General features: G+C 50.9%; 25 protein-coding genes and 1 CRISPR repeat array. Of the genes, 18 read left to right on the top strand and 7 right to left on the bottom strand.

Annotated elements, in window-relative coordinates:
- Positions 1-275, top strand: a 275-nt coding sequence (locus AC5JO6_RS20645; protein ID WP_496082923.1) for a hypothetical protein, incomplete at its 5' end; no start/stop codon positions are given.
- Positions 276-319: 44 nt separating this feature from the next.
- On the opposite strand, the gene AC5JO6_RS20640 is transcribed toward AC5JO6_RS20645, so the two are convergent.
- On the bottom strand, positions 320-754 hold the full coding sequence (locus AC5JO6_RS20640; RefSeq protein ID WP_496082922.1) for a hypothetical protein: 435 nt from the start codon (positions 752-754) through the stop codon (positions 320-322).
- Between the two features lie 619 nt (positions 755-1,373).
- A CRISPR array of direct repeats spans positions 1,374-3,003; the repeat unit is 36 nt; unit sequence GTTTCCAACTAATCCGATTTGGGTTAATCGGTAAAG.
- A gap of 249 nt (positions 3,004-3,252) precedes the next feature.
- Positions 3,253-3,528, bottom strand: a complete 276-nt coding sequence (gene cas2, locus AC5JO6_RS20635; protein WP_496082921.1) for a CRISPR-associated endonuclease Cas2 — start codon at positions 3,526-3,528, stop codon at positions 3,253-3,255.
- Positions 3,529-3,647: 119 nt separating this feature from the next.
- On the opposite strand from cas2, the gene AC5JO6_RS20630 reads away from it, so the two are divergent.
- Positions 3,648-4,040, top strand: a complete 393-nt coding sequence (locus AC5JO6_RS20630) for a four helix bundle protein (RefSeq protein ID WP_496082920.1) — start codon at positions 3,648-3,650, stop codon at positions 4,038-4,040.
- Positions 4,041-4,129: 89 nt separating this feature from the next.
- Here the strand turns inward: AC5JO6_RS20630 and cas1 are convergent, their stop codons facing one another.
- Both cas1 and AC5JO6_RS20620 read right to left on the bottom strand, forming a co-directional pair.
- Entirely contained in the window at positions 4,130-4,507 is a 378-nt protein-coding gene (gene cas1 / locus AC5JO6_RS20625) for a CRISPR-associated endonuclease Cas1 (protein ID WP_496082919.1), read from the bottom strand.
- A 2-nt stretch (positions 4,508-4,509) separates the two neighbouring features.
- A complete protein-coding gene (locus AC5JO6_RS20620) occupies positions 4,510-4,689 on the bottom strand; it encodes a hypothetical protein (protein WP_496082918.1) in 180 nt (59 codons plus the stop codon).
- 52 nt (positions 4,690-4,741) lie between these two features.
- Here AC5JO6_RS20620 and AC5JO6_RS20615 point away from each other — a divergent pair, with 52 nt between their 5' ends.
- The 9 genes from AC5JO6_RS20615 to glyQ all read left to right on the top strand — a co-directional run bounded on the left by AC5JO6_RS20615 (position 4,742) and on the right by glyQ (position 13,275).
- Positions 4,742-5,509 carry a Cas5 family CRISPR-associated protein gene (locus AC5JO6_RS20615; protein WP_496082917.1) on the top strand — a complete coding sequence of 256 codons (768 nt, stop codon included), beginning with the start codon at positions 4,742-4,744 and terminating at the stop codon, positions 5,507-5,509.
- A 128-nt stretch (positions 5,510-5,637) separates the two neighbouring features.
- Positions 5,638-7,407, top strand: a complete 1,770-nt coding sequence (locus tag AC5JO6_RS20610; RefSeq protein WP_496082916.1) for a Cas10/Cmr2 second palm domain-containing protein — start codon at positions 5,638-5,640, stop codon at positions 7,405-7,407.
- Positions 7,392-8,573: a type III-B CRISPR module-associated Cmr3 family protein gene (locus tag AC5JO6_RS20605; protein WP_496082915.1), complete on the top strand. Its 1,182-nt coding sequence runs from the start codon at positions 7,392-7,394 to the stop codon at positions 8,571-8,573. Before AC5JO6_RS20610 ends, AC5JO6_RS20605 begins: the two co-directional genes overlap by 16 nt.
- Positions 8,574-8,612: 39 nt before the next feature.
- On the top strand, positions 8,613-9,500 hold the full coding sequence (locus AC5JO6_RS20600; protein ID WP_496082914.1) for an RAMP superfamily CRISPR-associated protein: 888 nt from the start codon (positions 8,613-8,615) through the stop codon (positions 9,498-9,500).
- Positions 9,497-9,859 carry a hypothetical protein gene (locus AC5JO6_RS20595; protein ID WP_496082913.1) on the top strand — a complete coding sequence of 121 codons (363 nt, stop codon included), beginning with the start codon at positions 9,497-9,499 and terminating at the stop codon, positions 9,857-9,859. The genes AC5JO6_RS20600 and AC5JO6_RS20595 overlap by 4 nt, the downstream gene beginning before the upstream one ends.
- A 49-nt stretch (positions 9,860-9,908) precedes the next feature.
- On the top strand, positions 9,909-11,570 hold the full coding sequence (locus tag AC5JO6_RS20590) for an RAMP superfamily CRISPR-associated protein (RefSeq protein WP_496082912.1): 1,662 nt from the start codon (positions 9,909-9,911) through the stop codon (positions 11,568-11,570).
- Positions 11,571-11,621: 51 nt separating this feature from the next.
- Positions 11,622-11,906 (top strand): hypothetical protein, encoded by a 285-nt coding sequence (locus tag AC5JO6_RS20585; protein ID WP_496082911.1) that lies wholly within the window; start codon positions 11,622-11,624, stop codon positions 11,904-11,906.
- Positions 11,907-12,153: 247 nt separating this feature from the next.
- Positions 12,154-12,339, top strand: a complete 186-nt coding sequence (locus tag AC5JO6_RS20580) for a hypothetical protein (protein ID WP_496082910.1) — start codon at positions 12,154-12,156, stop codon at positions 12,337-12,339.
- Positions 12,340-12,387: 48 nt separating this feature from the next.
- On the top strand, positions 12,388-13,275 hold the full coding sequence (glyQ, locus tag AC5JO6_RS20575) for a glycine--tRNA ligase subunit alpha (protein WP_496082909.1): 888 nt from the start codon (positions 12,388-12,390) through the stop codon (positions 13,273-13,275).
- A gap of 212 nt (positions 13,276-13,487) precedes the next feature.
- On the opposite strand, the gene AC5JO6_RS20570 is transcribed toward glyQ, so the two are convergent.
- Both AC5JO6_RS20570 and AC5JO6_RS20565 read right to left on the bottom strand, forming a co-directional pair.
- Positions 13,488-13,895 carry a DUF1257 domain-containing protein gene (locus AC5JO6_RS20570; RefSeq protein ID WP_496082908.1) on the bottom strand — a complete coding sequence of 136 codons (408 nt, stop codon included), beginning with the start codon at positions 13,893-13,895 and terminating at the stop codon, positions 13,488-13,490.
- Between the two features lie 137 nt (positions 13,896-14,032).
- Complete coding sequence (locus AC5JO6_RS20565; protein WP_496082907.1) at positions 14,033-15,694, bottom strand: AAA family ATPase; 1,662 nt, start codon at positions 15,692-15,694, stop codon at positions 14,033-14,035.
- A gap of 108 nt (positions 15,695-15,802) precedes the next feature.
- On the opposite strand from AC5JO6_RS20565, the gene cofH reads away from it, so the two are divergent.
- The 5 genes from cofH to tilS all read left to right on the top strand — a co-directional run bounded on the left by cofH (position 15,803) and on the right by tilS (position 22,003).
- The gene (gene cofH, locus AC5JO6_RS20560) at positions 15,803-16,939 is read left to right on the top strand and encodes a 7,8-didemethyl-8-hydroxy-5-deazariboflavin synthase subunit CofH (protein WP_496082906.1); all 1,137 of its coding nucleotides are present in this window, start codon (positions 15,803-15,805) and stop codon (positions 16,937-16,939) included.
- 350 nt (positions 16,940-17,289) lie between these two features.
- Complete coding sequence (locus tag AC5JO6_RS20555; RefSeq protein ID WP_496082905.1) at positions 17,290-19,044, top strand: DUF3352 domain-containing protein; 1,755 nt, start codon at positions 17,290-17,292, stop codon at positions 19,042-19,044.
- A 285-nt stretch (positions 19,045-19,329) separates the two neighbouring features.
- A complete protein-coding gene (gene ccsB, locus AC5JO6_RS20550) occupies positions 19,330-20,364 on the top strand; it encodes a c-type cytochrome biogenesis protein CcsB (RefSeq protein WP_496082904.1) in 1,035 nt (344 codons plus the stop codon).
- Between the two features lie 143 nt (positions 20,365-20,507).
- Positions 20,508-20,879 carry a KGK domain-containing protein gene (locus AC5JO6_RS20545; RefSeq protein ID WP_496082903.1) on the top strand — a complete coding sequence of 124 codons (372 nt, stop codon included), beginning with the start codon at positions 20,508-20,510 and terminating at the stop codon, positions 20,877-20,879.
- Between the two features lie 104 nt (positions 20,880-20,983).
- Positions 20,984-22,003, top strand: coding sequence for a tRNA lysidine(34) synthetase TilS (gene tilS, locus AC5JO6_RS20540; RefSeq protein ID WP_496082902.1), 1,020 nt, complete (start codon positions 20,984-20,986; stop codon positions 22,001-22,003).
- 9 nt (positions 22,004-22,012) lie between these two features.
- Here tilS and AC5JO6_RS20535 read toward each other — a convergent pair whose 3' ends face one another.
- Positions 22,013-22,756 carry a DNA-3-methyladenine glycosylase gene (locus AC5JO6_RS20535; protein ID WP_496082901.1) on the bottom strand — a complete coding sequence of 248 codons (744 nt, stop codon included), beginning with the start codon at positions 22,754-22,756 and terminating at the stop codon, positions 22,013-22,015.
- Positions 22,757-22,850: 94 nt separating this feature from the next.
- Here AC5JO6_RS20535 and AC5JO6_RS20530 point away from each other — a divergent pair, with 94 nt between their 5' ends.
- Both AC5JO6_RS20530 and AC5JO6_RS20525 read left to right on the top strand, forming a co-directional pair.
- A complete protein-coding gene (locus AC5JO6_RS20530) occupies positions 22,851-22,973 on the top strand; it encodes a DUF8629 family protein (protein WP_496082924.1) in 123 nt (40 codons plus the stop codon).
- Positions 22,974-23,262: 289 nt separating this feature from the next.
- Positions 23,263-25,011 (top strand): MBL fold metallo-hydrolase, encoded by a 1,749-nt coding sequence (locus tag AC5JO6_RS20525; RefSeq protein WP_496082900.1) that lies wholly within the window; start codon positions 23,263-23,265, stop codon positions 25,009-25,011.
- The last annotated feature ends 88 nt before the right edge of the window (positions 25,012-25,099 follow it).

Raw genomic sequence — 25,099 nt, 5'->3', positions numbered from 1 at the left:
CCCTGCTCCCTCGACCGCTTAGCCAATATAACGGGAAGCATGGGAAGGTGTCAAGGGGGTTGTTCGCTTTTTTTGGAAGAATGGCTGGAAGTGTCTCCTGGGTTGGATTTTACCTATCGAATCAGCTACGGTCAGTGCCGATCGCCCACCCTCAAACGATCGCCCACCCTACAAACGATCGCCCCTTCAAACGATCGCCCACCCTCAAACGATCGCCCACCCTCAAACGATCGCCCACCCTCAAACGATCGCCCACCCTCAAACGATCGCTCTAGTCAAATAGTCCATCCAGACAATCACTCTGACATCGCCGACCCGTTCAGCTCGGCACCGCTTGGCTACCTCTGCCGTTGGCAGCTCCATTTGTTTCTGCTGAAGGAGCGATCGGAACTGTTTTAGCGGAGAAAGTAGCGGCGGATTGAGTTGACGAGCTTCTGTTTTTGCGAATGGAGCCGCCAGCTTTGCTGTATTGAGTGCTGGTTTTGCCGTAGCGAATTGCGATGCCGCTGAGCATATTGCCGGACATTTCGGAGAGGGTGTTTTCGATCGCAGTCAGGTTCCGGCGGGACTCATCAATCCTGGAAACCAGAGTGTTATGGGCATCCATAGCAGCGCGAGTGGTATTGATCAGTTCGGAGTAAGCGGCGATGGTCAGTCCGTGTCCCAGATCGAGCGTCTCATCAATGGATTTGAGGTTTGCAAGACGGCGTTGAGCTTTGTCGAGGGCAGCGGAGCCACGAGTTCTCAGAGTCATGTATAGATACCCCTTATTTAGAAGGTTGGGTTGAAAACGTTGAATCTCTACGGTAGCTTCGAGATTATTTGTATGAAACCCGTGATTTTTCGGAGTTTTCCTTTTTTAAGGAAAGAAAGGAAGGTTTGTTTTCTGGTGCAAGATTGAGCGCATAAGGTGATTAAAACGTTCAGCTCTGATTGCTCGAATACCAAAGAGCAGGGGGCAGTGCTCTGGACGTTGAATTGTTGTTACTCCGGCATACATACGCCGTCTATCCCAACCCAGCAGTGGCAGCAGCCAAACACGGCATTAGCGTTGAGGGCGGGCGGATCGTGTTCTGGTTCGCGCCGATGGCACTCTAGAACCCACTCAAACCATCACCCGTGAAAAGTACAACAGGTTGCTGACGGGGAATTGTTTGAAGGCTACGCCGAGCAACTGCCTGGAATGCCAAACATTAAACAAAGCGACCAAACGCTCTATCCAGGTCAGCCTTTTCCCAATCTTGCCCCGCCCAATGCAGTGAGAGGGTTGTGGTAACCGCCAGGGAGGTAAAAGAGAAGAAGGAAAAGAGAAGAAATTCAGAGTGCAATTCTTCCTTCTGTCTTCTGTCTTCCCTCTTCTTTCTTAGCTCCTGGTTTCCAACTAATCCGATTTGGGTTAATCGGTAAAGTGAAGAAAAATTGATCCGTGATTCGGATTTGCGAAAGTTTCCAACTAATCCGATTTGGGTTAATCGGTAAAGAGAAGCGATCGCGCTTGCCACGGAAGACCGTTACAGCAGGTTTCCAACTAATCCGATTTGGGTTAATCGGTAAAGCAACAGCCGCTGACGAAACAAGTGCAAAACGGATACGGGTTTCCAACTAATCCGATTTGGGTTAATCGGTAAAGGTTTACGTCAAAGCTACACTCACATTGCCTCAGGAAAAGGTTTCCAACTAATCCGATTTGGGTTAATCGGTAAAGGAAGCACTCACAGCCTACGCCCAAGGCGACATCAGCGGAGGTTTCCAACTAATCCGATTTGGGTTAATCGGTAAAGGCAAGCGAGGATTAATTTTTTCGTAACTGCTGTCGGACGTTTCCAACTAATCCGATTTGGGTTAATCGGTAAAGGATCTGGCACAGCGGTAAAAGCCCCAATTTGTTTCATGCTGTTTCCAACTAATCCGATTTGGGTTAATCGGTAAAGGCGTCAGTTTAGTGCGTTGTTCTGGCACTTCCTTTTTGAATCGTTTCCAACTAATCCGATTTGGGTTAATCGGTAAAGTTCAGAAAGCGAAAGCGGCGATCGAGGCAGTACTTGAAAAGTTTCCAACTAATCCGATTTGGGTTAATCGGTAAAGTCGCTGAAGTGGAAGCTGCCATAATCTCTTTGAAAGAGAAGTTTCCAACTAATCCGATTTGGGTTAATCGGTAAAGAATGTAAAAATCAGTTTAAGCAATGTTTTATCTCAGAACGGAGTTTCCAACTAATCCGATTTGGGTTAATCGGTAAAGAAGCTCTCCGAAGCGCTGTATCGGACGATTCAAGACATCGTGTTTCCAACTAATCCGATTTGGGTTAATCGGTAAAGGATGTGTCTGCCGTCAAACAGTGGTTGAAAGAAAAGGGTTTCCAACTAATCCGATTTGGGTTAATCGGTAAAGTCGAAGCTCAAGGTTTCGTTGTTTTGTTTTTAGTTGTGTTTCCAACTAATCCGATTTGGGTTAATCGGTAAAGGCGCGAAATAATCAAGGAAGGATTATCACCTTTTGTGGTTTCCAACTAATCCGATTTGGGTTAATCGGTAAAGAGGAAACACCACTATCTATTGTGGTAACTCAATCTACTTCAAACGTTTCCAACTAATCCGATTTGGGTTAATCGGTAAAGATTCAGCTTCGGTGAGCAAGTGACGGCAACCACGTTGTGTTTCCAACTAATCCGATTTGGGTTAATCGGTAAAGGTGACGGGAGATCCCTACGTAAAATCGTTTACCGTCAGCGTCAACAGTGCGTTTCCAACTAATCCGATTTGGGTTAATCGGTAAAGTGCCTACCTCAAGCCCAAAGTGAAAGAGTACAGGTTTAACAGTTTCCAACTAATCCGATTTGGGTTAATCGGTAAAGAGATCTGGGCTCAACCAATGCTGGAGCCAGTGGCACAAAGGTTTCCAACTAATCCGATTTGGGTTAATCGGTAAAGCAACGAACCAGCAGCAGTTTTTGCAAGGACTTGTCCCGTGTTTCCAACTAATCCGATTTGGGTTAATCGGTAAAGGCACCCTTCTGAAGCCCGCGCCTAGAAGCAGTTCCAGACGATAAAACTCCATAGGGGTAATTTGGCACAGTTCGCGCCTGCCTTTACGTTAGCACGTCACCGATTTTAGGGCTAGAAACGCCCTCCCTGTGTGGCATCCACAGAGGGCAACGAATCAATGCGGGTTGTGGCGATCTGCCGACCTGTGGAGCAATGCTGAGTTTCTGTTAGGGAAAAAGAGAAAACACAGAACACCAATAATATTTCCATTTAAATGATGTAGGCATTCGGCGGTGGTTCTGGAAGCGAACTACCGATCGTTAACACTCTCGAAACAGCCTCTTGAGAAAGCCAGTAAAAGCGAACATTATCTTCTGCTGGCTTCACCCGTTTTTTCACCGTTTGATGCAGTTTACGCATCTCCTCCAGGCTAATAAAACACTCGAAGACAGAATATTGCACTCGCCGACCATAGCCTTCCAGAAAATTTGCTAACTTTAGTCGTCGTTTGTCATCAGGAATATCGTAGACGATGAGTACCAGCATGGGAGTGGGGAGTGGGGAGTGGGGAATGGGGAGTAGGGAGATGGGGAGATGGGGAGATGGGGAGGTGGGATGGGTATTCTATTGAGGAGAAAGAGATTGAGAGATCAGTGGAGAGGCGGATGGAGAGAGGTTTTGTTAGGAGTCATCGGGATTTGGAGGTCTACGAGCTTGCGTTTGAGGCGGCGATGAGAATTTTTGAGCTATCGAAAAAATTTCCGGTTGAGGAACGGTATTCGCTTAGCGATCAGATGAGGCGCTCTTCCCGTTCAGTTTGTGCCAATCTGGGTGAGGCATGGCGTAAACGTCGCTATGAGGCAGCCTTTATAGCAAAACTGAGCGACTCTGAGGCAGAAGCCACTGAAACCCAAGTTTGGCTGGAATTCGCCGTCAAATGTGGCTATTTGACTCCAGAAACTGGACAAGAACTTTTCCGCCGCTATGATCAAATTCTCGGCAAACTTGTCAACCTGATCAACAACTCCAACAAATGGTGCCTCTCCCCCAAAAAATAACTTACACCCCGTCTCTCTTAACCCCCTTATCTCCGGTACTCCCCACCTCCCTAGCTCCTTACACCCCATCCCCCTCTCTCCCCATCCCCTTAAATCACCCGCTCAAACGTTTCATAGGGGACATTACCCAACACCGCTTTGGTATAGCGCTGAATCTGGAGCTGAATTGCGCGACGATACGACACCTGCTCCTTCACATCGGGATGGGCGAGTTTCAGTGAGATGCGCTCTTCAAATTGCTTCAAAAACAAGCGTCTGGCAGGTTCAGCCAGATACACTCCCCCCGTTTCTGTGGGCCAAGTGAAATCGGTTGGGCGGAGCATCTTCTGGTTCACCAGCTTCATCACCAGGGTGTCTACAATGGGCGATCGAAACTCCTCCATCAAATCAAACGCCAGATACGCTTTGGGTCGTTCTGCTCCATGCAGATTGCCCAAATAGGGATTGAGACCCTCCGCCAGCGACAAACTCAGTACTGCACAATGTCAGCATCGAGTACCCAGTCATAGCCGCGATCGCGCCATAACCCAACTTGCCGCACTGCCATCAGATGCGATCGACCGGGACGATAGGCAAAACTACACACCTCAAACTTGGGTTCCAACAGTGGATGCAGGACTTGCAGTAGCGCCTGTTGCACGATCTTCATTCTTCCAGTGCAGAATGAAATGAACCTGTCTTCCGAACTAAGTCCATCAACCATGACTTACTTTCATCTATTCTTTTGGCGACAAATACTGCCCTTCCTGATTGCCCAAACTCCTTCTCCCACAGTCAAACCCAGTCCCGCCCTTGATGTAACGTTACTGCAAGCACAATTAGAGTTTTTCAAGGATGCGAACTCCCGGTTGGCTGGCAGTTTTCAGTCGTTTACCACAACCGTTAATCTGGTGCTGGTGTTTCTCACCACTGTGCTTGGCATTTTGGGAGCGATCGCCTTTTTCCTCTACGGCAAAACGCTTAAAGAAGCCAAAGAAACAATCGAAACCCAGGTGCGACAGGAAGTTGAACGGTCGATTTCCAGAACATTGAAGCGACGGGTGGATAATTTGGAGCGCGTGTTAACCCGAGAAGATATTGTGAGTCTGGTAGAAGTTGACTACCTCCTGCCAACGGCTCAAGAAATTCAACTGCCATTAGAATTTACTCTTCTGCGCGATCGCGGTTTTCTCATTCGTCCTCGCTTTGGGTTAAACAACTACCGCCCTCAAACCGATGTCACCGTTTTGGATCTGGTCAACTGCAATTCTTCCCCCGAAGACATCAAAAAGACCCTGACCCAGATCAAAGATCGGCTTTTCGATCGCTCTGTCCTCGTTATTTATGTGATCGGTCATTATCCAGAGGTCAACGAATTGGGGCAGAAAACCCGTTACTCCACCCCGGCTAACTTTACGCTCCGGCTGATTGGGACGGTTGTCGATGCAGCCTATGTCGCTCATACCTTACGCGATCGAACGGAAATCTAAATTTGAATAGAGTAAAGTCAAAGGCTTCCTCAGATTCAGTGTTATAACGGCGAACAACCCATTTGGGCTTGGCTCATCCAGGTAGTGGCATTACCATCCAAGTTCCAACTTCCGACTTGATGTTCGTTATGACTGAAATCATTACCGCTATCACTTTTGCCCCCGTTCAGGGCTTTATCGAAAAGTCTCGTAAGCTCCGCGATTTGTACGGCAGTTCCTTTATTCTTTCCTACCTGGCAAATGCTGTTTGTCAAGCTGCCAGAAAGCATCTTAACCCTACTAACGAACCGATTAAGCCTGCCATCTTAGGCTACCCAGTCATCTCTCCAGCTTTGATCAGCCAGACTCAGGGCACTCCCAACCAACTCGTGATCGCGGGAGAATTTCCCGAACAAGCGGCTAAAGATGCGTTTAATGATGCCTGGAAAGTGATCATGCAAACCTGTCAGGGCTGGATTGAACAGGAGGTGAAAACTTCGGATGGCAAGCAGTTTGACTATTGCTGGCGACGCGACTGGTCGCTGTGGACGCGCCATGCCTGGGAGTTCTTTTGGGCAACTGGCACGACGATCGCTGAGGCACGACAGCATTTAAACGAAGTCAAACGATCGCGTGCCTGGATTGGCATCAACTGGACGGGTGAAAGTTCATCCTTGTCGGGTGCAGATACGATCGCCTACCCCGGCATGAGTCGTAAAGTAAATCCCAAGCACCGCAATCATCGGGCAGAGGAGACTGAGATTCAAGCGTTTTACCACTGCTTGAGTGAGCGGGTGCAGGAAGCCATGATTACCCCACGGGAGCAACTCAGCATTCCCGAACTGGTGAAGCGGCTAGTCACTGTTGCTGAGATTACCGATCGCCTGCCTGCGATTGAACCACCTGGATCATTCCGAGCACTCAATCGCTGGCAAGATGATGATTTGCCAGAAGGTATGGAGCCTGAAGAGGTTGATCGTCAGGAAGCAAAACGCTGGACAGGCTGGTTTCAAGGAGATGGCGATCAGGCAGGTACCTACCTGCAAACGCTGGATGCAGAGGGCTTGAATCGCTTTAGTCAGAACATGCGGAAATGGGGGAAGAAACTGAAAAACGCCTTGCCCAAACCAAGCAAAACTCGAAGAACACTCGATCGCGATGGTCGCATCGTCTACGCTGGCGGCGATGATTTCCTGGGTGTACTCTTCCGCAATCCACCAGATGAACCGCTGACACCAAAGGACTGCCTGGAACAGTTTTTTTACCGCTTTAAGTCTGACACCTGGAACTCGCATGGTGAACCGATCAATGTCAGCGTTGGCTTTGTCTGGGCAGCACCCAACGTACCCCAACGGGAAGTGCTGCAACATTGCCGAGAAGCAGAGCAGTCTGCTAAAAGCAGGGGTCGCGATCGGCTTGCCCTACGAATTTTATTCAACAGCGGTACGCATTTAGAGTGGGTTTGTCCGTGGCGGTTTCTGCCCGTTTTGCAAGACTACCGCGATCGTGGTAGAGAGCAGAATTGGACACACGTTTATAACGATGTTGCCGTGCTCGATGCCCGTCACGCTTTTGAGGGCAATCAGGCAGAGGTGGCGATCGGTCTATTGCGCGTCTACTTCAAGCCCAAAAATAATCCCGACAATGGTTACTGGAAGGACGACGACCAAGAACAGTTTTACCATCTGATGAATGCGGCAACATTGGACTTCAATCAAGACGGCTGGTGGAACCTCTACGAAGGAGACGATCGGTTTGATAGTCACGGCAACCGAACGCTGACTGGCATCCTGGGCAATCGCCAACCTTACCTCAAAGACAACACCACGGAACTCGATGAACCCAAAGTCATCCATGCCCTCAACGACTGGATTATTAATTTGGCAAAAGTAGGGTTTCACCTATGTTCAAATTCCTGATTGCGATCGAGCCGCTGGGCTTGCTCTACGGCAGCGCTGGAAAGTTTCTATCGCCAGAGAATCTGGTGGGGCGATCGGGCACCAGTTTTCCTCCCAGCGCCGCCACTCTGTCTGGGCTGTTTGCCGCAGCCTATGGCGAAACCTGGATGAAACGGGATGATTTTTACATCGCGGGTCCCTTCTGGGCTTGGAGCAGGCATCCAAACAACTTCTATATTCCTACACCGCGTAACTACCTGGTTAAGGACAGCAGAATTCTCTATAAGCTGACCTGGCAACCTCACCCAAAAACTGGAGAACTTTGCTGGCTTGATGAAAATAGGGAATCACCTACCGATAAGTTTGAGGCAGGAACCTGGATTGCAATTCGACATTGGAAACGATTGATGTCTGGTAATCAAGCATCTCTACATCGACTAAAGCTTGAAAAAGCTCCCTGGAAACCCTTGCCCCATTTGCATCCCCGCTTGCAAGAAGATGAGCGTCGAGTTGATGTGGACAACGATCGCGGCAGTTTGTTTCTAGAAAATGCCATTCAGCTTCATCCCGATGCTTGTCTGGTCTATCTTGCCAGTCATGAATTGCCTAAAGACTCTAAAGACTCCTGGTATCGTTTTGGTGGTGAAGGACACATGGTTGATATTCGGTGTGAAGCAATCTCGACTTCTGTCAAAAATTTGCTGAAAAAACCTGTTGGTAGACAGTTCGCCTTGATCACGCCTGCTATTTGGGGTTCTAACCGTCTCTCCTATCGGGAACCAAAATACCTTTGTAAAGGGGATGTTCAACGACATCAGACAGCCGTTGATGACCAGGCTTACGATGAGGCTCACAAGATTACAGATTGGTCAACAGAAGCCTTGCTAACCGAGCGCCCAATTCCATTCCGCTATCGTCTGGGCGATCGCAAGGATGAGCAGGGAAATAAGATTCATCAGACCAATCAGCCCAAACTTCTGTCTCGCGGACGCTATGCCGTGCCTGCTGGAAGTGTATACGTGCTCAAACAGCCTTTGCAACAGCCCTGGCAAGACTGGGACCCAAACTGGTTTCCACGAGAAGGGGTGTCTCTCAAACGCTGGGGCTGTGGGTTAGCACTGCCCTTACCGAATGCAGTTGCTTTCTCTAGTGCTGACCCTTCTGAAAAAGAGGCGATCGCCCAGTAACTCTCCCATCTTCTACGAACTACAAAGTCTCAAAGAATCATGTATCACAAAGCCTACGGCATTATTGAAACTCTAGCTCCACTGCATGTGGGAGCCAGCGCTGGTGAGGAGACAGGCAACCTGAATCTCATCTTTCGCGATCAGTTCACCCAGACTGGCATTATCCCCGGTAGCTCCATTCGAGGACGCTTTCGAGCCGATATGCGGGTTGTTGACAGCGCACTATCGAATGACTGTTACGGGCATGAAGCCATTTCAGGAAAAACAGACAGCACCACGGAAGCCTTGATTAAATTTGAATATGCTTCGTTGGTCTGGCTCCCAGTCTTTTGCCCTGGTCAGCCAGTCGTCTGGATTACCTGCCCTCGACTACTGCGGCGCTATCGGCAGATTGCCCAAATACCCCCAGAAATTAGAATTCCTAATCCCTACAACGTTCAGTTGCAGAAACCGCGCAGAGTCCTCTTTTTCAACTTAGGTTTTCTGAAAAACTTAAAAGCTGTCACGGACTTGGCAGAGAATTGGGTGCCTAAAGGACTCAGTGCTCCACCCGACAACCTGGTTGTCGTAGACGATAAAGACATTGGCATCATCCATGAAATGTCTCTCTACCGCCAAACGCGGGTAAAACTGGCTGATGACGAGAAAAAAGTGGATGACAAAGCATTTTTTAATGTCGAAGCTCTGCCCGAAGGCAGCATTTTAGTGTTTCCAATTGCTGTGAAAGAAAAGCAGGCGAAGCATGAAGACTGGCTCACCGCCCTAGAGTTTACTGAGTGGCAGGCGATCACAGATGGACAGCAGCAAGCTGTACAGAAAAGTCTAGGAAAAGAACTGTATTTCGGTGGCTTGGAATCGATCGGCTTTGGTCGGTGCAATGTGACCTTGGCAGGAAAATACTTTAGCGTCGGAGCAACAGACGAATGACCTGGCAATCCTATGAATTAGATCTACGTGCACGGAGACTGGTTAAAGATCAAGGTGAACAATCAATCAAAGAATCCTACAAGATGCGAGAAGCCGTTGCTTATGGACTAGAGCGGTTTTGGGGTGAACACTTACGTCTCGAAGAGAAAGAACCAGAAAAGTCAGCTTACTGGAAAGCAACCTGGGACGGGTTGGTCGATATCCTCAGTGAGACTGAGATTCACTTGCCAAAGCATCAAAACGTTAATGCAATGGCGGATGAATTGTGGAAATTGAACCGCGATGATCAACAAGTTGCTCTAGCTGTGCTGACTCAATTTTGCAATTCTCTCGTTTGGTGGACCCAGCGTTACAAATAGTCTTCGTAGCCCAGCTTGGTTCTGTGACAGCTAACCTTTGTAAAACAGTATGAATAACAGTCAGCAATTCCCTAAGATCCCGAAAATGTATCAGGCACAGGTCGATAAGCGCTGTAGCTTGCAGTATGTTGCAGAATTAGAGGATTTAGATACCTGGGTACAAGAATGGACTGATCCTAAGGACGATCAGCAGCCTTATCAGTTACCAGAATCCACGCTGGGGCAAGATAGTTTGACTTATCGCATGAAGATTAAGTTCTCAGGACGTGTGTTTAGTAACTGTGGGCGCGATAGCATACCACGACCTGTGTTAGGGAAGAATGGCATACCCTGTATCCCAGGTAGTAGCGTGAAAGGTCTGTTTCGTCGAGCCTGCAACGAGGAGCAAAAAATTTGGTATTGCGGGAATGGAGACCAACCTGGGAAATTACGCTTTCACGGAGCTTACCCGATCGGAGATTGGACAGGGAAGAAAAAAGTTCCTGTATTACAGGATGGGCAAAGGGTGTCTGCAACCCGTTACTGCATAGTTGATTTGGTACATCCTCAGCAAGAGCGACAGGTTGTAACAAAAGACACAAGTAAAGAAACTACTACTGCGATCGCGCTGATTAGCTTCTACGAGCCAACATTCTTGTTTGAGTTTAGCAGTCGCTCTCAAATTAACTGGCAAGAAGTAGACACGTTGTTACGTCAAGCACTTAGACGAGGCTTAGGCGGTAAGACCAGTACAGGGTATGGTTTGAGTTCAGAGGCGGCATTAAAACCAAGCTATGCTCAACAGCAAGAGTTGTCCTATCAAAACGCTATTCATGTACGCTTCAAGGGATCTGGAGTCAGTTCCGTTTTGCTCAACAAAGAGCCAGAGTTTCGACCTAATCTCTTCAAAGCGACTCTAAGAGGTCATATTATGCGGTTGCTAGCAGGGTGCTGTGGGAATGAGAATAGTGTCAGAAGCACTGTTGACGATCTTTTTGGAAGTACGAATGCTCCAGGAACTGTGCAGATTTTTTGGGAGTCTGGTAGAAAACCGACTTACAACACTCAAGGTCGAAATCCAACTTATTCAACTCAAGGGACACTACACATTCAAGTATCGGAAACTGACCGCTATTTTGTTCAACAAGTTCTGCGCTTTGCTTACATCATGGGCGGCTTTGGTAAAGCTTGGCGTAGGGTATCACACGAAAAGTTTTATCCAACATATAGTCAGAATAAGTTTGAGATCGGCTGTCATTGGGAGTGTCTCGACTCCGGTTGGATCAACATCAGCACCACAGCACAGTTAAAAGACTTTTTGCTCTGTTGTCAGTGTGAAATCTACCAGAGCTCGTCTAAAACGATTCCTCTCAACCAGTGGCGAGAGGCTTGGAATCCCAAATGTGTAGCGGTTTACAGCAGCAGTGAACCAGTCAAGCAGTCCAAAGTGGTGCAGCTTTTTCACGATGAAATTTTTAAGACAACACCCGCGATCGGCGGTAGAAATCCGCACAAAGAACATCCAAAAAAGTTTAATCCACCTCAAAACACAAGCTCAGTTTGGCATCGGATGTTGCCGATCGGAGACAACCAGTATCTAGAAATTGTGACTGTGTTTCATGGCGATCGCGCCCCCTGGAAGCGAGAAGGAACAGATCAACTTAAGGCATTCACTGATGCCGTTAAAGCTAACGGACTCCAGCGTACTTGGGGCACTGAACCGTGGTTGTAGAAATATCTTTTTGGGCAGCATCTCCGATACACCCCATTTCCCAATCACCCCATGCGCCTTAACCAGTCTAAAATCGCTCAGATTTTCTTCAACCCTGAAACCCTGCTGCCCTTTCTCTTTGGCTCCGTTTTTCTCGCCGTTGTAGGCAACGCTGTTACTCAAATCCTGTTTAAGATGTTCGGCGATTCTGCTCAATCTGCTTTGGGCATTGCCGTTGGAGCCGTTCTCATCTTTGTCGGATCAATTTTTCTCTTTGCTAGAGGGCTAGAACGGCACGTGAAGGTTGAACCCAATCCCAGAAGCCCCAAAAAGCATCGTGGGCTAATACCAATTTGATTGGTGAATGCAACACATGCGATCCCCCTGCCTCCGGCATCCCCTTTAATAAGGACGACTGAGGGGGATCGGTTCGGGGCAAGATCTGTCACGAGGTCTGTTTAACCTGGTATCGTTTACGCTTGCCCGTTCGATCAATGAATTCACTGATCCTGGATTAGCGATCGCTCATTCGATAAGTGAGGTCATCGATCCGGAAAATGCGATCGCCAATTCAATCAATGCGATCATCGATCCAGGAATTGCAATGACCCATTCGATCAATGAAAGCACCAGTCCGATAATTGAAGTCTCTAATCTGACAATTGCGATCGCTCACTTAACAACTGCGATCGCCGATCCGAAATGTGCGATCGCCATTTCAGTCAATGCGATCGCTGATCCAGAAATTGCTTCATCTTTACCACTTTTCCTACCGCGTACTCTGATTTAAGCAATAATGAACTGGTGTTGAAGCGACAGTACATATTCGAGGAAATCTGTGAACTTCCAGTCTGTCATTGCGGCTCTACATCAGTTTTGGAGCGATCGTGGTTGTTTGATCGTTCAACCGTACGATACTGAGAAGGGAGCAGGAACAAAAAGCCCGCATACATTTTTACGGGCGATCGGACCTGAGCCATGGTCTGTTGCCTATGTGGAACCCTGTCGGAGACCAGGAGATGGTCGGTACGGGGAGAACCCGAATCGGGTGCAGCACTATTATCAGTATCAGGTGTTAATTAAGCCATCACCGAATGATATTCAAGAGACTTACTTGAACTCTTTGAGAGCGCTGGGCATCCAACCAGAGGATCATGATATCCGCTTTGTAGAAGATAACTGGGAGGATGCAGCGGTTGGCGCTTGGGGTGTGGGCTGGGAAGTATGGCTGGATGGCATGGAAGTGACGCAGTTTACATATTTTCAGCAGTGTGGAGGTCTTGATTGTCGCCCGGTGTCGATCGAGATTACGTACGGGCTGGAGCGGCTAACCATGTATCTCCAGGGCGTGAATTCGATTTTTGACATTCAGTGGAACGACGCACTGACCTATGGCGATGTGCATTTGCAGGGAGAGATTGAAGGGTCTACGTACAACTTTGAAGCTTCAGACCCGGAGTTGCTGTTTACGTGCTTCAAGCTCTATGAGCAGGAAGCAAAGCGCCTGATGGAAACAGAGTTGGTTTTGCCTGCGTTTGACTATGTGTTGAAGTGTTCGCACACGTTTAATTTGCTGGATGCGCGGGGTGTAATTTCGGTGACAGAACGGACGCGCTACATCGGTAGGATTCGGGACTTGGCGCGGCAGGTGGCACAGCTTTATTTGAAGCAGCGGGAAGCAATGGGGTTTCCGCTGTTGAACCAAGAAAATGCCAAGGCAGCTTAAGTGTGGAAGCCTGCTTGACTGACAAAACTCTGAATGCTGGCGGCTAGAAGCCACGTCTACAGAGACAAAACCCGCCTTCGCGGGTTCGATGATAGCGTCAGTAGTCAGCGAAGGTTGACTTTGCTTATATAGCAGCGGTTTCAACCGCCACAGGTAAAAGATTTGTTAGTCAATCAGGTATGGAAGCGTTGTGAAGCCGAGTCGGATCTATGCTATATCCATCTGCCAACCACGACTCGAATGGTGCCATCTGCGAGCACCTCTTCTTCTTCTACCGTAAAACCTTGTGCGGGTGCTGTTGCCATGAGCGCGTGATAGCCATAGCGCTGCATTACCTGATTGAGCCACGGTTGAGCGTATTTGCGGCGATCGTACTCTGAAATAATCGCCTCAAACGTTCCATCCTGTTGGCGTTGGAAACCAATATCGTTGCTGGCACCGCCCACATACTTGCGCCGGATAATAATTTCTGCGGTCTGCGATCGCAGATCGCCCTGAAAGCCATAGAGAGGCTGAGCCGTTTCATGCACTTCTACTTGCTTGAAACCCACATCCGCTAGCGCTTTTACTAGCGCCTCGGCATCTTTAATTTGAGTTTTGATGGCTGTGAAGTGGGACATGGGGCAGAAGGGTAAGGGGTGAGGGAGGCAGGGGAAGCAAGGGGAGCAGAGGAGGCAAGCGAAACTGGAATTAGAAGAAGCAAAGGGAACGAGGAGGGCAAGAGGGACTCAATCAATGTGCTCTTACCAATCAAAACTCAAATCTCTTCCCCGGCTCCCTCAGCGCCCCCTGCCTCCCCGGCTCCCTTGATCGGTTCAATGCCTCGTCGAATCGTGAGTCGCTTTAATTCTTCGACGAGTTGCACGTCCTGTGAGGCAGTGCGCGCGCCTGCTTCGGCTGCCCACTGTTTGAGACGCTCGATCTGGTCACGGGCGATCGCGGCGAGGGGAACGGTTTCTTCGATCGATCGTACTATGTCTTCGGTGGTAAAGTCCTGCCGCTGTCCACTGCTGCCTCGACCAAATGCCTGATGCATGGCATCAATGATGACCTGCTCAATTTCGGCACCGCTAAAGTTTTTTGCCTGTCGCGCCAGCAACCCGCAGTCAAATTCGCGTAAACGGGTCGGACGCAAGCGTTGCAGATGCACTTTGAAGATGTCCTGGCGCTCTGGCTCGGTGGGCAAATTCAGAAAAAAGATTTCGTCGAAGCGACCTTTGCGGAGCAGTTCGGCAGGCAGAATCTGCACATTATTGGCAGTGGCGACGATGAAGACAGGGCTGGACTTTTCCTGCATCCAGGTAATGAGGCTGCCAAAGACACGACGGCTGGTGCCCGAATCGCCGTCTGAGCCGCTGTTGATGTTACCAAAGGCTTTGTCGATTTCGTCAATCCACAGCACACAGGGCGCGATCGCTTCCGCAAGTTGGATCATCTGGCGCACCCGACTTTCGCTTTCGCCGACAATGCCGCCAAACAACCGTCCCGTATCCAGCCGGAGTAGAGGAAGTCGCCATTCGTGGGCGATCGTCTTTGCTGACAGCGATTTGCCTGTACCTTGAATGCCAACCAGCAAAACGCCCCTTGGATTGCGAATGCCGTAGCGTCGTGCTTCTTCGGTAAACACATCCTGCCGCATCTGCACCCAGCGCTTCAGGTTTTCTAGCCCACCGACGCTTTTGAGCGATTCTCGCACCGTGAAGAATTCGAGAATCCCGGTTTGCCGGATTGCCTGCTGCTTCGCCTCTAAAACACCTGCAATATCGGCTTCACTGACTTGCTGTCTGGCTGCCAGTGCTTTTGCCAAAACGCGTTGAATCCGTGTCTCACTTAAGCCCTGACACGCTTTGACCAATTGTTCGCGTGCCAGACCCGTAACGTTTAGCTTTTCTGGTACAACCAGTTGCGAAATCAGATGGTCGATCGCCTGAACATTGGGTAAGGGAAAATCGATAACGGTGATGGCTTCAGCTAACTCCGTTGGCAGTTCAAGGGTGTGACTGAGCAACACGACTGTCTTACGAGTGCGCTTGAGGTCTTTTGCAAGGTTCTTCAGCTCTCGTACCACTGGAGCATTTTTATCGCTGCTGGCGTTCTTTAAGCTGGGATGGAGATCACACAAGACAAAGATGGCATCTCCATCTGCGGGTGCTTTGGCGATGCGATCGAGTGCTGCCATCACACTGCCTTTCGCTACGCCATTGTCATTCCAGCCGCGCACAAGATCCCACAGCAGCACACTCCGGTTTGGCTGCACTTTGGCGGCTACCTGGCGTAAAACCGCTTCAACGGGTTCTTCTTCGATCGCCACAATGTAGAGCAAGGGATACCGCGCCCGGATCATCAAATCGAGTTCCTCGATTAACTCGCGATGAGGGAGAAAGGGGACGCGGGCGGCTGTGTGAAAACGATCGGGCATGGTTTGAAGCAGATAAGGGCGTGACGAACGATCGTCCTTTCTCTAGTTTGCAGCCTCAAAGCGCCAATCCCTTGTCACAATGAGAACTGTAGTCGTTTGTCATGCCCTGTGCTTACTGAAACGGTTGAAGGTATTCTCGATCGCGCCCTGGATGGTCATGACCTATCGTGGGAAGACGGGGTGAGATTGCTGAAGGCGCGATCGCCAGACGCGATCGTCCATATTCGTCAGACAGCCGATCAGCTCCGACAGCAGCAGTCCGGTGATACCGTCACTTACATCATCAACCGCAACATCAATTTCACGAATATTTGCGAACAGCACTGTAGTTTCTGTGCGTTCCGGCGTGACGAAGGTGATGAAGGAGCCTACTGGCTGGAGCTAGAGCAACTGGTAGAGAAGGCAACCGATGCCGTCCAGCGTGGTGCAACCGAACTCTGTATGCAAGGCGGCTTGAATCCGAAAGCAACGCTGAACGGTTCATCCCTATCCTATTATTTACGCATTGTTACGACTCTCAAGGACAAATTCCCGCAACTCCATCTGCATGCGTTTTCGCCTCAAGAAGTGCAGTTTATCGCCAGAGAAGACGATTTGAGCTATGCCGAAGTCATTGCGGCTCTGCGGGATGCCGGGGTCAACTCACTGCCAGGAACCGCAGCAGAAGTGCTGGACGACGATGTGCGGCGTGTGCTGTGTCCAGAGAAAATTAATACGGCAACCTGGTTAGAAATTGTCGGACTGGCTCATCAGCAAGGGTTACACACCACGAGCACGATGCTATCTGGACACATCGAAACGCCAGAGCAACAGATGCGGCATTTGGAGTTGTTGCGATCGCTCCAGCAGTCGTCTCTCACCAAAGGCTATCCCGGCATCACAGAATTTATTTTGCTACCCTTCGTTGGACAGGAAGCACCCAAACCCTTGCGTCGTCGTGTAGGACGCGATCAACCTGTCCTTGCGGATGCGCTGCAATTAATGGCGGTTGCCCGCATTTTTCTGGGACGCTGGATTACAAACCACCAACCCAGTTGGGTCAAGCTAGGGCTGACTGGCGCAACCGAAGCACTGACCTGGGGCTGTAACGATATTGGCGGCACGCTGATGGAAGAACACATTACTAGCATGGCTGGCGCACAAGGTGGTACCTGCATGGAAGTCGAGACATTAGTAGGAGCGATCGCCTCGCTCGATCGCCCTTATCAGCAGCGGGATACGGTGTATGGAGTGGTTAGTTGTTAGAAGAGGAGGCAGGGAGGCAGAGGGGGCAAGGGAGCAAGGGGGCAAGGGGGCAAGGGGGCAAGGGGGCAAGGGAGCAAGGGAGGCAGAGGGGGCAAGGGAGGCAGAGGGGGCAAGGGAGGCAAAAGAAATACTTCCCCATCTTCCCCATCTTTCTCCGCTCCCCATCTTCCCCCGCTCCCCCTGCTCCCCCATCTTCCCCCGCTCCCCCTGCTCCCCCATCTTCCCCTGCTCCCCCTGCTTCCCCCACTCCTCTGCAACGTTCACTTAATCTTCCTCACCCGTTCCGCTCTAGGTTTGTTAAAGTGGCAGGGGCATTGCTCGTGCTGTCTAATTAGGAAAGCCCTCTCCCCATGATCAAGAAAAAGAAGCCGTCCTTACTACTCCCGCTTGGTGCTGCTGTGCTGTTGGTTGGTGGGGGTGGTGCTGCCTATTGGGCATTGACTCAAGGGGGGATTGGTTCAGGAGATTTACCCGTTGGCGCAGAAGTCATCCCACAGGATGCGCTGATGACGCTTTCGGTTTCGACTAACCCTGGTCAATGGCAGCAACTGCGCGAGTTCGGTACACCTCAAAGTCAGGCGGCATTTGATAAAAATTTGGCGCAACTGCGCGATCGCCTCCTTACTGCCAACGGCTACGACTACGAGAAAGATATCCAGCCCTGGATTGGGAAAGAAGCGAGTATTGCCCTTTTAGCACCGACTGCTGCTCCAAACTCAGCACCTGCAACGCTGCCAAAGCCGATGGCAATTGTAGTCTTGCCCATTCAAAATCCACTACAGGCAAAGCAACTACTAGAAAAGCCCCGATCGCAAACGGCAGGTAAACTGGTCGATCGCACCTACAAAGGCTTCCAGATTAAGGAGACGCAGGGCAAACCCGAAAATTTTTCAGCCACCGTGTTTGATGGCAAACTCCTGGTGGTTACGACTGATCCAAAAGCGATGGATCGAGCGATCGATACTTATAAGGGTGAGCAAGGGCAAAGTGCGCTGAAAGCAACACCCGGTTACACCAAAGCGTTAGGTAAGATTCAAACGGCTCAATCGTTTGGGCGGCTGTATCTCAACTATCCAGCCGCTACTGCCTTTTCGTTAGCCAACTCAAGCAAGGCAGCAGCGCCGAATGCGGCTCAACTGTCACAAACGCAAGGAGTCGCTGCAAACTTAAGCCTGGAATCGGAGGGTGTGCGTTTAAAGGGCATTACCTGGTACAAGCCCGACAGCCAGAAGACGTATCAAGTTGAGAATCGAGCCAAAACAATGCCGGGTCGGCTATCGTCAGACACGCTGGTGATGGCATCAGGCGGTAATTTACAGCAGTTTTGGCAGAATTATAGCCAGGGCGCAACGGCAATCAACCTTGCCTTGCCGCCAGTCTCACCCGATTGGTTGCAAAACGCGCTCAAGTCAACCATCAACATGGATTTAGACAAAGACTTTCTCGCGTGGATGAACGGTGAATTCTCGTTGGCGATGGTGGGGGTACCAGAGGGAAGTCCAACTGGTTTGCCGTTCAATCTCCTGTTGATGGTGCAGTCGAGCGATCGCCGTGCCACTGAGGCAACCCTGAAGCAACTAGACCAGACGATGGCAGAAAAGTATAAATTCAAGGTGGAAGCGTCGAAAGTAGGTGACCAACCGATCACCAACTGGTCATTGCCCGCGATCGGGTTTTCGGTAACGCATGGGTGGCTCAGCGACAACGTAACGTTTATCGCGCTTGGCTCACCGAACGTTCCTGTAGTCAACGCCATTGTGCCCAAGCCTTCTGCCTCTCTAGCCGACAGCCCAGTCTTCAAAGCCAGCGTACCGTCTGACCCTAACCCTAATAATGGCAATTTCTTCGCCAACTTAGATCTCTATAAGGCAAAGAAACTACCGCTGCCGCAACTGCCGTTGGGTAATCAGAACGCGATCGATGCCATTCGCTCGATCGGTGTGACCGCTGCAATTAGTGACGATCGCAGTACGCGCTACGATGTCTCTCTGATTCTGCAAAAGGCAGGCAAACCCGCACCGCTGCCCAGCCCAACTATCCCGTCGAGCACTGCACCATCCGGCAATAACCCAGCGCTAGAGATTCCTACAGTTCCTTCTCCTTGAGGGGTAGGAGGCAGAGGGCAGGCTTCGACGTGAGCGCTCAGCCGAACGTAGGCAAAAGGCAGAAGGCAGAAGGCAGAAGGCAATCTGTTGTGCGAACTGCTCATAGCTGACCGCTGACCGCTGACCGCTGACTGCTCATAGCTGACCGCTGACCGCTGACCGCTAACCGCTGACCGCTAAAAAGCTCAACATCCAACTAAAATTCATAACTTAATACTCATAACTATTCTCAAGAATCGTAGGATAGGTATAGGGCATTGGCTCAAAGTCTGGAGAAACTACGGCATGGATTTGGTCAGACTACAGAACATTTTCGATAACACGTCCTTCGCTATCCTGTTTGCGACTGTCCTGGTCTATTGGATAGGGGCAGCATTTCCTCGTGTACCATATCTGTCCACGTTGGGCACAACTGGGATGGCGATCGCCAACCTTTGCATTGCAGCGCTGCTAGGAGCACGATGGTTGGAAGCTGGTTACTTTCCTCTCAGCAACCTCTACGAGTCACTATTTTTTCTGACGTGGGGCATTACGACGATCCATCTCGTCGCAGAAAACATGAGCGGTAGCCGCCTTGTGGGTGTAGTGACGGCTCCGGTTGCTATGGGCATCACTGCCTTCGCCGCGCTCACCCTCCCAACGGATATGCAAGCTTCTGCACCCCTAGTGCCTGCGCTGAAGTCTAACTGGCTGATGATGCACGTGAGCGTGATGATGCTTAGCTATGCCACGCTGATGGTGGGTTCGCTGCTGGCGATCGCGTTTCTCGTCGTGACATACGGTCAAAATATCGAGCTGCACGGCAGTTCAGTCGGTACGGGTGCGTATCGCGATCGTACCTACCAACTCCGTCGCGATGGCGAATTAGTCTTGCCTGCCACTAACTTTGCGCCAACTAACCTGGCGACAACAAAAGCTGAGTTAAACGGCTCTGCAACGGCAGTGCTTAGCGCTCCCTCCACAACGGCAACGGCTACAGCACCCCTCTCGCCCCAACGTTTGAGCCTTGCCGATACGCTCGACAATATCAGCTATCGCATCATTGGGCTGGGCTTTCCGCTGCTGACGATCGGCATTATTGCTGGCGGCGTGTGGGCAAACGAGGCTTGGGGGTCTTACTGGAGCTGGGATCCTAAAGAAACCTGGGCACTCATTACCTGGTTAGTCTTCGCGGCGTACCTGCACTCTCGCATCACAAAAGGCTGGCAAGGTCGTCGCCCAGCCCTTTTAGCCGCCGCCGGATTCGTGGTCGTCTGGGTTTGCTATCTGGGTGTGAATTTGCTGGGTAAGGGACTCCATAGCTATGGTTGGTTTCTTTGAACGAGGGAGTAGGGAGTAGGGAATGGTGAGTAAGGGAAGCAGGGGGAAGAGCCACTTAAAACTTTCTTGCCTCTCTCATCCCACGCCTCACACGTCTTATTCCCTCCTCACCCTCCCTATAATGATTTGACGCACAACAGTAGATGATGGATAACCAATTTGAACCGCTGAATAATGACGAGGTGCTGTTTATCAATGTGGGTCGAGTGTTGATGGTGAATCCTACCTTCAAAGTCGGCGAGTTTATTGATGCACTTGCCCAGGCGATTAGCGATCGCGAAAGCGACTGGTCTGACGATAATGAAGGCTGGTTTGGTGAAGGGCTACCCTGTGAAGCGCTCCGTTTTGGTACCGCAGGCTGGCAGCGTGGACGTGTGCGCCTTCGGCTAGAGTTTTCACCAGAAGTCGGCAAACCTAAAATGCTGGATGTGCCCCGCGATAAACCGCGTCGTTCTGAGAAACCTAGCCCCAAAGTTGACGATATCTACGGTGACGAAGTAGACGACGACTATTAAACAGGGTTTAGGCAGAAACCGGGTTTCTTATCTAGATACTGTTCGATCTTTTATGTCTTCTCAGAAACCCGGTTTCTCTCAAACCACTCTAGTGCAACGCCCTCATGCAGAGCACACCGAAACGTCTCTGGACATCACTGCACGCTCATCTACATCGGTTGCTTAAAGGACGGCAGCTCTTAAAACGTGGGCAGACAGTGCTGGTTGCGGTTTCGGGTGGACAAGATTCATTATGTCTGGTGAAGCTGCTGCTAGACCTTCAGCCAAAGTGGGGCTGGCGACTGGCGATCGCCCACTGCAACCATCGCTGGCGGACGGATGCTGACGCAAACGCCGAATACATTCAGCACCTGGCGCACGGCTGGCACGTACCCTATTACGTTCAAACCGCTGAAGTCGTCGCCACCAGCGAGGCAGCCGCGAGAGAATGGCGCTATCAAGCATTAGTAGCGATCGCCCAACAGCATCAGTACACTTGCGTTGTCACGGGGCACACCGCGAGCGATCGTGCAGAAACGCTCCTCTACAACCTGATACGCGGCAGCGGTGCCGATGGCTTGCAGGCACTCACCTGGAAGCGATTTCTCACGCCTGAGATCCAGTTAGTACGCCCACTTCTCAGTCTCACTCGCGCTGAGACGAGACAGTTCTGTCAGGAAACACAGCTCCCCATCTGGGAGGACGCAACTAACCATGACCTGACGTATGCCCGCAACCGCATTCGTCGGGAGCTGTTGCCATACCTGCAAACGCACTTCAATCCACAAACGGAACAGGCGCTTTCTCAAACCGCAGAACTGCTCCAAGCAGATGTCGCGTACCTGGAAGCGCAAGCAACTGTTTTACTTCAGCAGGCACAGCATCCCGATCGTCCAGGGTTAAACCGCTTGCTTCTGCAACACGCTGCCCTCGCACTGCAACGACGTACCGTGCGCCAATTTCTTCAGCAAACTTTGCCCTGCGCTCCTAACTTTGACCAGATTGAAAAGCTGGTCAACCTGATCACAGCGCCTAATCGTACTCAGACCGATCCCTTTCCGGGTGGCGCGATCGCCCATGTCGAAGACCACTGGATCTGGCTCAATGCCGATGGACAGGGCGATCAAAGCAACCGAAAGCTTTGATGCTTTCAACTACAGCTTTGACACCGCTGGGCACTGCGCCAAATACCAGCGCCAGGGGCGATCGGCACCTTGAGTTAAGCCAATGCGAGTGGTTTGCACCAGGGCGATCGCGCCTTGATCCAACTCTTCCTGAAACGTGGGGCTACGATGTTCGAGCCACAGCGGTTGACCAGGCTGCAACGGTTGAGCATTGAGGCTCAGGTCAATTTTTAAGGCGCGACAGAGTTTACCAGGACCAGCCGCCACACGGTGAGGCTTCAATGTTTTGGGGCGAATGTCGCTTTGAGCGGTTTCGTGATCAAGCCACGGTGGCATCGTTTCTAGTTGCAGGGCGCGAATCAAGACAGCGCTGGGCACACCATCCAAATCAGTCACAATGTTCAAGCAATGGTACATGCCGTAGATGAGGTAAACGTAAGTCATGCCCGCGGGACCAAACATGACCGAGTTGCGATCGGTGCGGCGACGATAGGCATGACAGGCAGGATCACCGGGTGTATATGCCTCTGCTTCGACGATCAATCCGCGCCAAAGGGTAGGCTCCTGTGCTGTCTCACTCACTTGGCGCACAAGCTGACAGCCAATCAAATCAGGGGCAACGGCTGTGGATGGACGGGCAAGCCAGGATGGATCAATGACCAAATTTGTTGCAAAAAGCTGTGAATTGCTCGAATCGTGAAGAGACTGTTTTACAATTCCTAGAGGTTGGACTCCAGATTCTAGAGGAGACGCTTTAGCTTTTCGAGTATTCATTAGCTTGAATCTTCTTGAGTTTCTGGTTCAATGTCAGTATCTAAGGTTCAGCGATCGCGCGATTCCCATCTTTAAGTTAAGAGAACATAAAAATATGGATGTCAAACTGGTTCTAGTCGTTCTCACCGCCGTGTTTACAGTGGCATGTCTATTCTTTGGCACAAAGAACGGCTTCTACGATTCTGATGACTACCACGGCAACGGTTCAGCGCACTGAGCATAAGCGGGCTGCGGTTAGCGGTAGCTCGTAGTCCTTCCCCAGCGCTTCACTGGAAGAGTACGTTCCAGTCTTAATTCTAGGGCTACGCACACAGAGCGTTTGCTTCCGCTACATCTATCGCAGGGTCAAAGTGCCTGGGCGCTAACAGCAGCAACATGGAGAGGCGTGAGTACAAGCTTCTGCTTGCAAGCCTGGTTGAAATCAGCCGCTTGTAGGGGTAGTGCCTTTTAAGTAGTAATAACGGCTCGCAAACAGCAGACTGAACGTGTTGTGAGCAGCAAACTAGGTGATTGCGAGTACAGAAAGTGACCCAATCGTGAGTGAACTGGAATGTCTGGCATATGGCACAGAAGCGGATGAGGGCATCTGTTTGTTGCTCACACTCGGAACGTATCGCGTTTTGCTGGACTGTGGGCTAACTGATCTTTCGGCGTTCGCTCAAGCAAAGACTCCGCCTGCCGATCTAGTCTTGTGCAGTCACGCCCACGCAGACCATGCTAGAGGGTTGCTGCCGCTGCATCAGGCTTTTCCTCAGTTGCCCATCTACGCGAGTGAAGTCACTACACAGCTACTGCCGCTGAATTGGTCTGCGGCTGACTACACATCTGAGGTTATCCCCGGCTCTGAGGTTGACCAGAGTATGAGTGATGGCTCTGCGCTCACTCCGTTTCCGCTTTTCTGCCACGCCTTGCCCTGGCGTACCCCGATCGAGTTTTTTGATGGTCTCAGCGTCGAACTGTATCCAGCCGGACATCTGCCGGGAGCGGCTGCCTTTTTACTGACTTACACGCCCGCTGCCGAGGACGATCGCCCCGCGCGTCCTTACACCGTCTTTTACACAGGCGACTTTTTCTTATCCAATGCACGTCTGGTTGAAGGCATGCCGTTGGAAGAGTTACGCGGCATTGCGCCGGATGTGCTCATTCTTGAGGGCAGCTACGGCACAGCGCGGCATCCGCATCGCCGTCAACAAGAAAACCAACTGGCAGAACGGATCGATCGGGCGATCGGCAGCCGACAGTCCATTCTCCTACCGACTTCAACCTTAGGGTTAGGGCAAGAGCTGTTGATGCTGTTGCGGAGTCATCATAATTTTACAGGGCGTGACCTCGATATCTGGGTTGATGGCTCTGTCGCCGCAGGCTGTGATGCTTACCTGGAGATCATGCCCCACCTGCCAACGTCGGTGCAAAATTTTGCCCGTCACCAGTCGCTCTTTTGGGATGAGCGCGTTCGTCCTCGTGTGCGCCATCTCACTCCAGACCAACGCATTAATCTCCAGCAGCGCCCTGCGATCGTTCTTACCGATAAAACGGCAGACCTGAGCCAGTACTATGCTGCTAATCCGGATGGATGGCTGATTTTAGAGCCGCAGGAGCCGCATTATAGGCGGGGAGTAGGGCGTTCCCACCCCTCACCCCTCTCTCCTTACTCCTCTCCCTCAATCGAAACCTACCTTTTGGCACAGCATTGCGATGGTCCTGGTACGACCCAATTGATCCACAATTTGCGTCCACAGCATGTCGTGTTCATGCATGGGTCGCCCGCCTACCTCGCCGATCTAGCGGGGTTAGAAGAACTGCACAACCGCTATCACATCCATACCCCTGCGATCGGCACGTTAGTCGAACTACCGATCGGGGAGACGTTTTTGCACGTAGCGGCTCCTGATACAAGCTACGAAGGTGAACTGACCGAACTGAATACGCTGGTCAACATCACACTACCAGAGGCAATTACGGCTGACCCACGCTGGCAGCAACTAGCCGATACCGGGTTGATTGAGGCTCGTTGGCAAGGAAACGAACTGGTGCTACGTGGTTTGCCGCAGCGGGAACTCTTGCGCCCCAGCGATCGCCTGCTCGACTGGATGGACGGGAACTCGCCCCTGCGGAACTGCTGTGGCAATTGCCGTCACTATCGCGGACAGCGCTGCTGGAATCAGCGATCGCCCCTGTTTGAATTCAAAGTCACTCCAGACGGGTTTTGTCCCGTTTTTGAACCGACTCAAACGCCAGAGGAAGAAGATCCATAGGGATTGTGAGAAGTATTGTCATGCTCTGTAGCAGTTAGCGGTCAGCGGTCAGCGGTCAGCGGTCAGCGGTCAGCGGTCAGCGGTCAGC

The organism is Tildeniella sp. (genome assembly GCF_059505325.1).
The sequence above is the reverse complement of the archived record's forward strand: the minus strand, read 5'-3'. Positions and strand labels throughout refer to the sequence as shown.

Excerpts from the sequence above, each read along its gene's own strand:
- AC5JO6_RS20545 (WP_496082903.1), top strand. The coding sequence starts at position 20,508 with ATGATGGATAACCAATTTGAACCGCTGAATAATGACGAGGTGCTGTTT.
- AC5JO6_RS20595 (WP_496082913.1), top strand. The coding sequence starts at position 9,497 with ATGACCTGGCAATCCTATGAATTAGATCTACGTGCACGGAGACTGGTT.
- AC5JO6_RS20535 (WP_496082901.1), bottom strand. The coding sequence starts at position 22,756 with ATGAATACTCGAAAAGCTAAAGCGTCTCCTCTAGAATCTGGAGTCCAA.
- AC5JO6_RS20640 (WP_496082922.1), bottom strand. The coding sequence starts at position 754 with ATGACTCTGAGAACTCGTGGCTCCGCTGCCCTCGACAAAGCTCAACGC.
- AC5JO6_RS20605 (WP_496082915.1), top strand. The coding sequence starts at position 7,392 with ATGTTCAAATTCCTGATTGCGATCGAGCCGCTGGGCTTGCTCTACGGC.
- cas2 (WP_496082921.1), bottom strand. The coding sequence starts at position 3,528 with ATGCTGGTACTCATCGTCTACGATATTCCTGATGACAAACGACGACTA.
- AC5JO6_RS20610 (WP_496082916.1), top strand. The coding sequence starts at position 5,638 with ATGACTGAAATCATTACCGCTATCACTTTTGCCCCCGTTCAGGGCTTT.
- AC5JO6_RS20600 (WP_496082914.1), top strand. The coding sequence starts at position 8,613 with ATGTATCACAAAGCCTACGGCATTATTGAAACTCTAGCTCCACTGCAT.
- AC5JO6_RS20590 (WP_496082912.1), top strand. The coding sequence starts at position 9,909 with ATGAATAACAGTCAGCAATTCCCTAAGATCCCGAAAATGTATCAGGCA.
- ccsB (WP_496082904.1), top strand. The coding sequence starts at position 19,330 with ATGGATTTGGTCAGACTACAGAACATTTTCGATAACACGTCCTTCGCT.
- AC5JO6_RS20580 (WP_496082910.1), top strand. The coding sequence starts at position 12,154 with ATGACCCATTCGATCAATGAAAGCACCAGTCCGATAATTGAAGTCTCT.
- AC5JO6_RS20530 (WP_496082924.1), top strand. The coding sequence starts at position 22,851 with ATGGATGTCAAACTGGTTCTAGTCGTTCTCACCGCCGTGTTTACAGTG.
- AC5JO6_RS20630 (WP_496082920.1), top strand. The coding sequence starts at position 3,648 with ATGGAGAGAGGTTTTGTTAGGAGTCATCGGGATTTGGAGGTCTACGAG.
- AC5JO6_RS20565 (WP_496082907.1), bottom strand. The coding sequence starts at position 15,694 with ATGCCCGATCGTTTTCACACAGCCGCCCGCGTCCCCTTTCTCCCTCAT.
- AC5JO6_RS20585 (WP_496082911.1), top strand. The coding sequence starts at position 11,622 with ATGCGCCTTAACCAGTCTAAAATCGCTCAGATTTTCTTCAACCCTGAA.
- AC5JO6_RS20620 (WP_496082918.1), bottom strand. The coding sequence starts at position 4,689 with ATGAAGATCGTGCAACAGGCGCTACTGCAAGTCCTGCATCCACTGTTG.
- tilS (WP_496082902.1), top strand. The coding sequence starts at position 20,984 with ATGCAGAGCACACCGAAACGTCTCTGGACATCACTGCACGCTCATCTA.
- AC5JO6_RS20570 (WP_496082908.1), bottom strand. The coding sequence starts at position 13,895 with ATGTCCCACTTCACAGCCATCAAAACTCAAATTAAAGATGCCGAGGCG.
- AC5JO6_RS20555 (WP_496082905.1), top strand. The coding sequence starts at position 17,290 with ATGATCAAGAAAAAGAAGCCGTCCTTACTACTCCCGCTTGGTGCTGCT.
- AC5JO6_RS20615 (WP_496082917.1), top strand. The coding sequence starts at position 4,742 with ATGACTTACTTTCATCTATTCTTTTGGCGACAAATACTGCCCTTCCTG.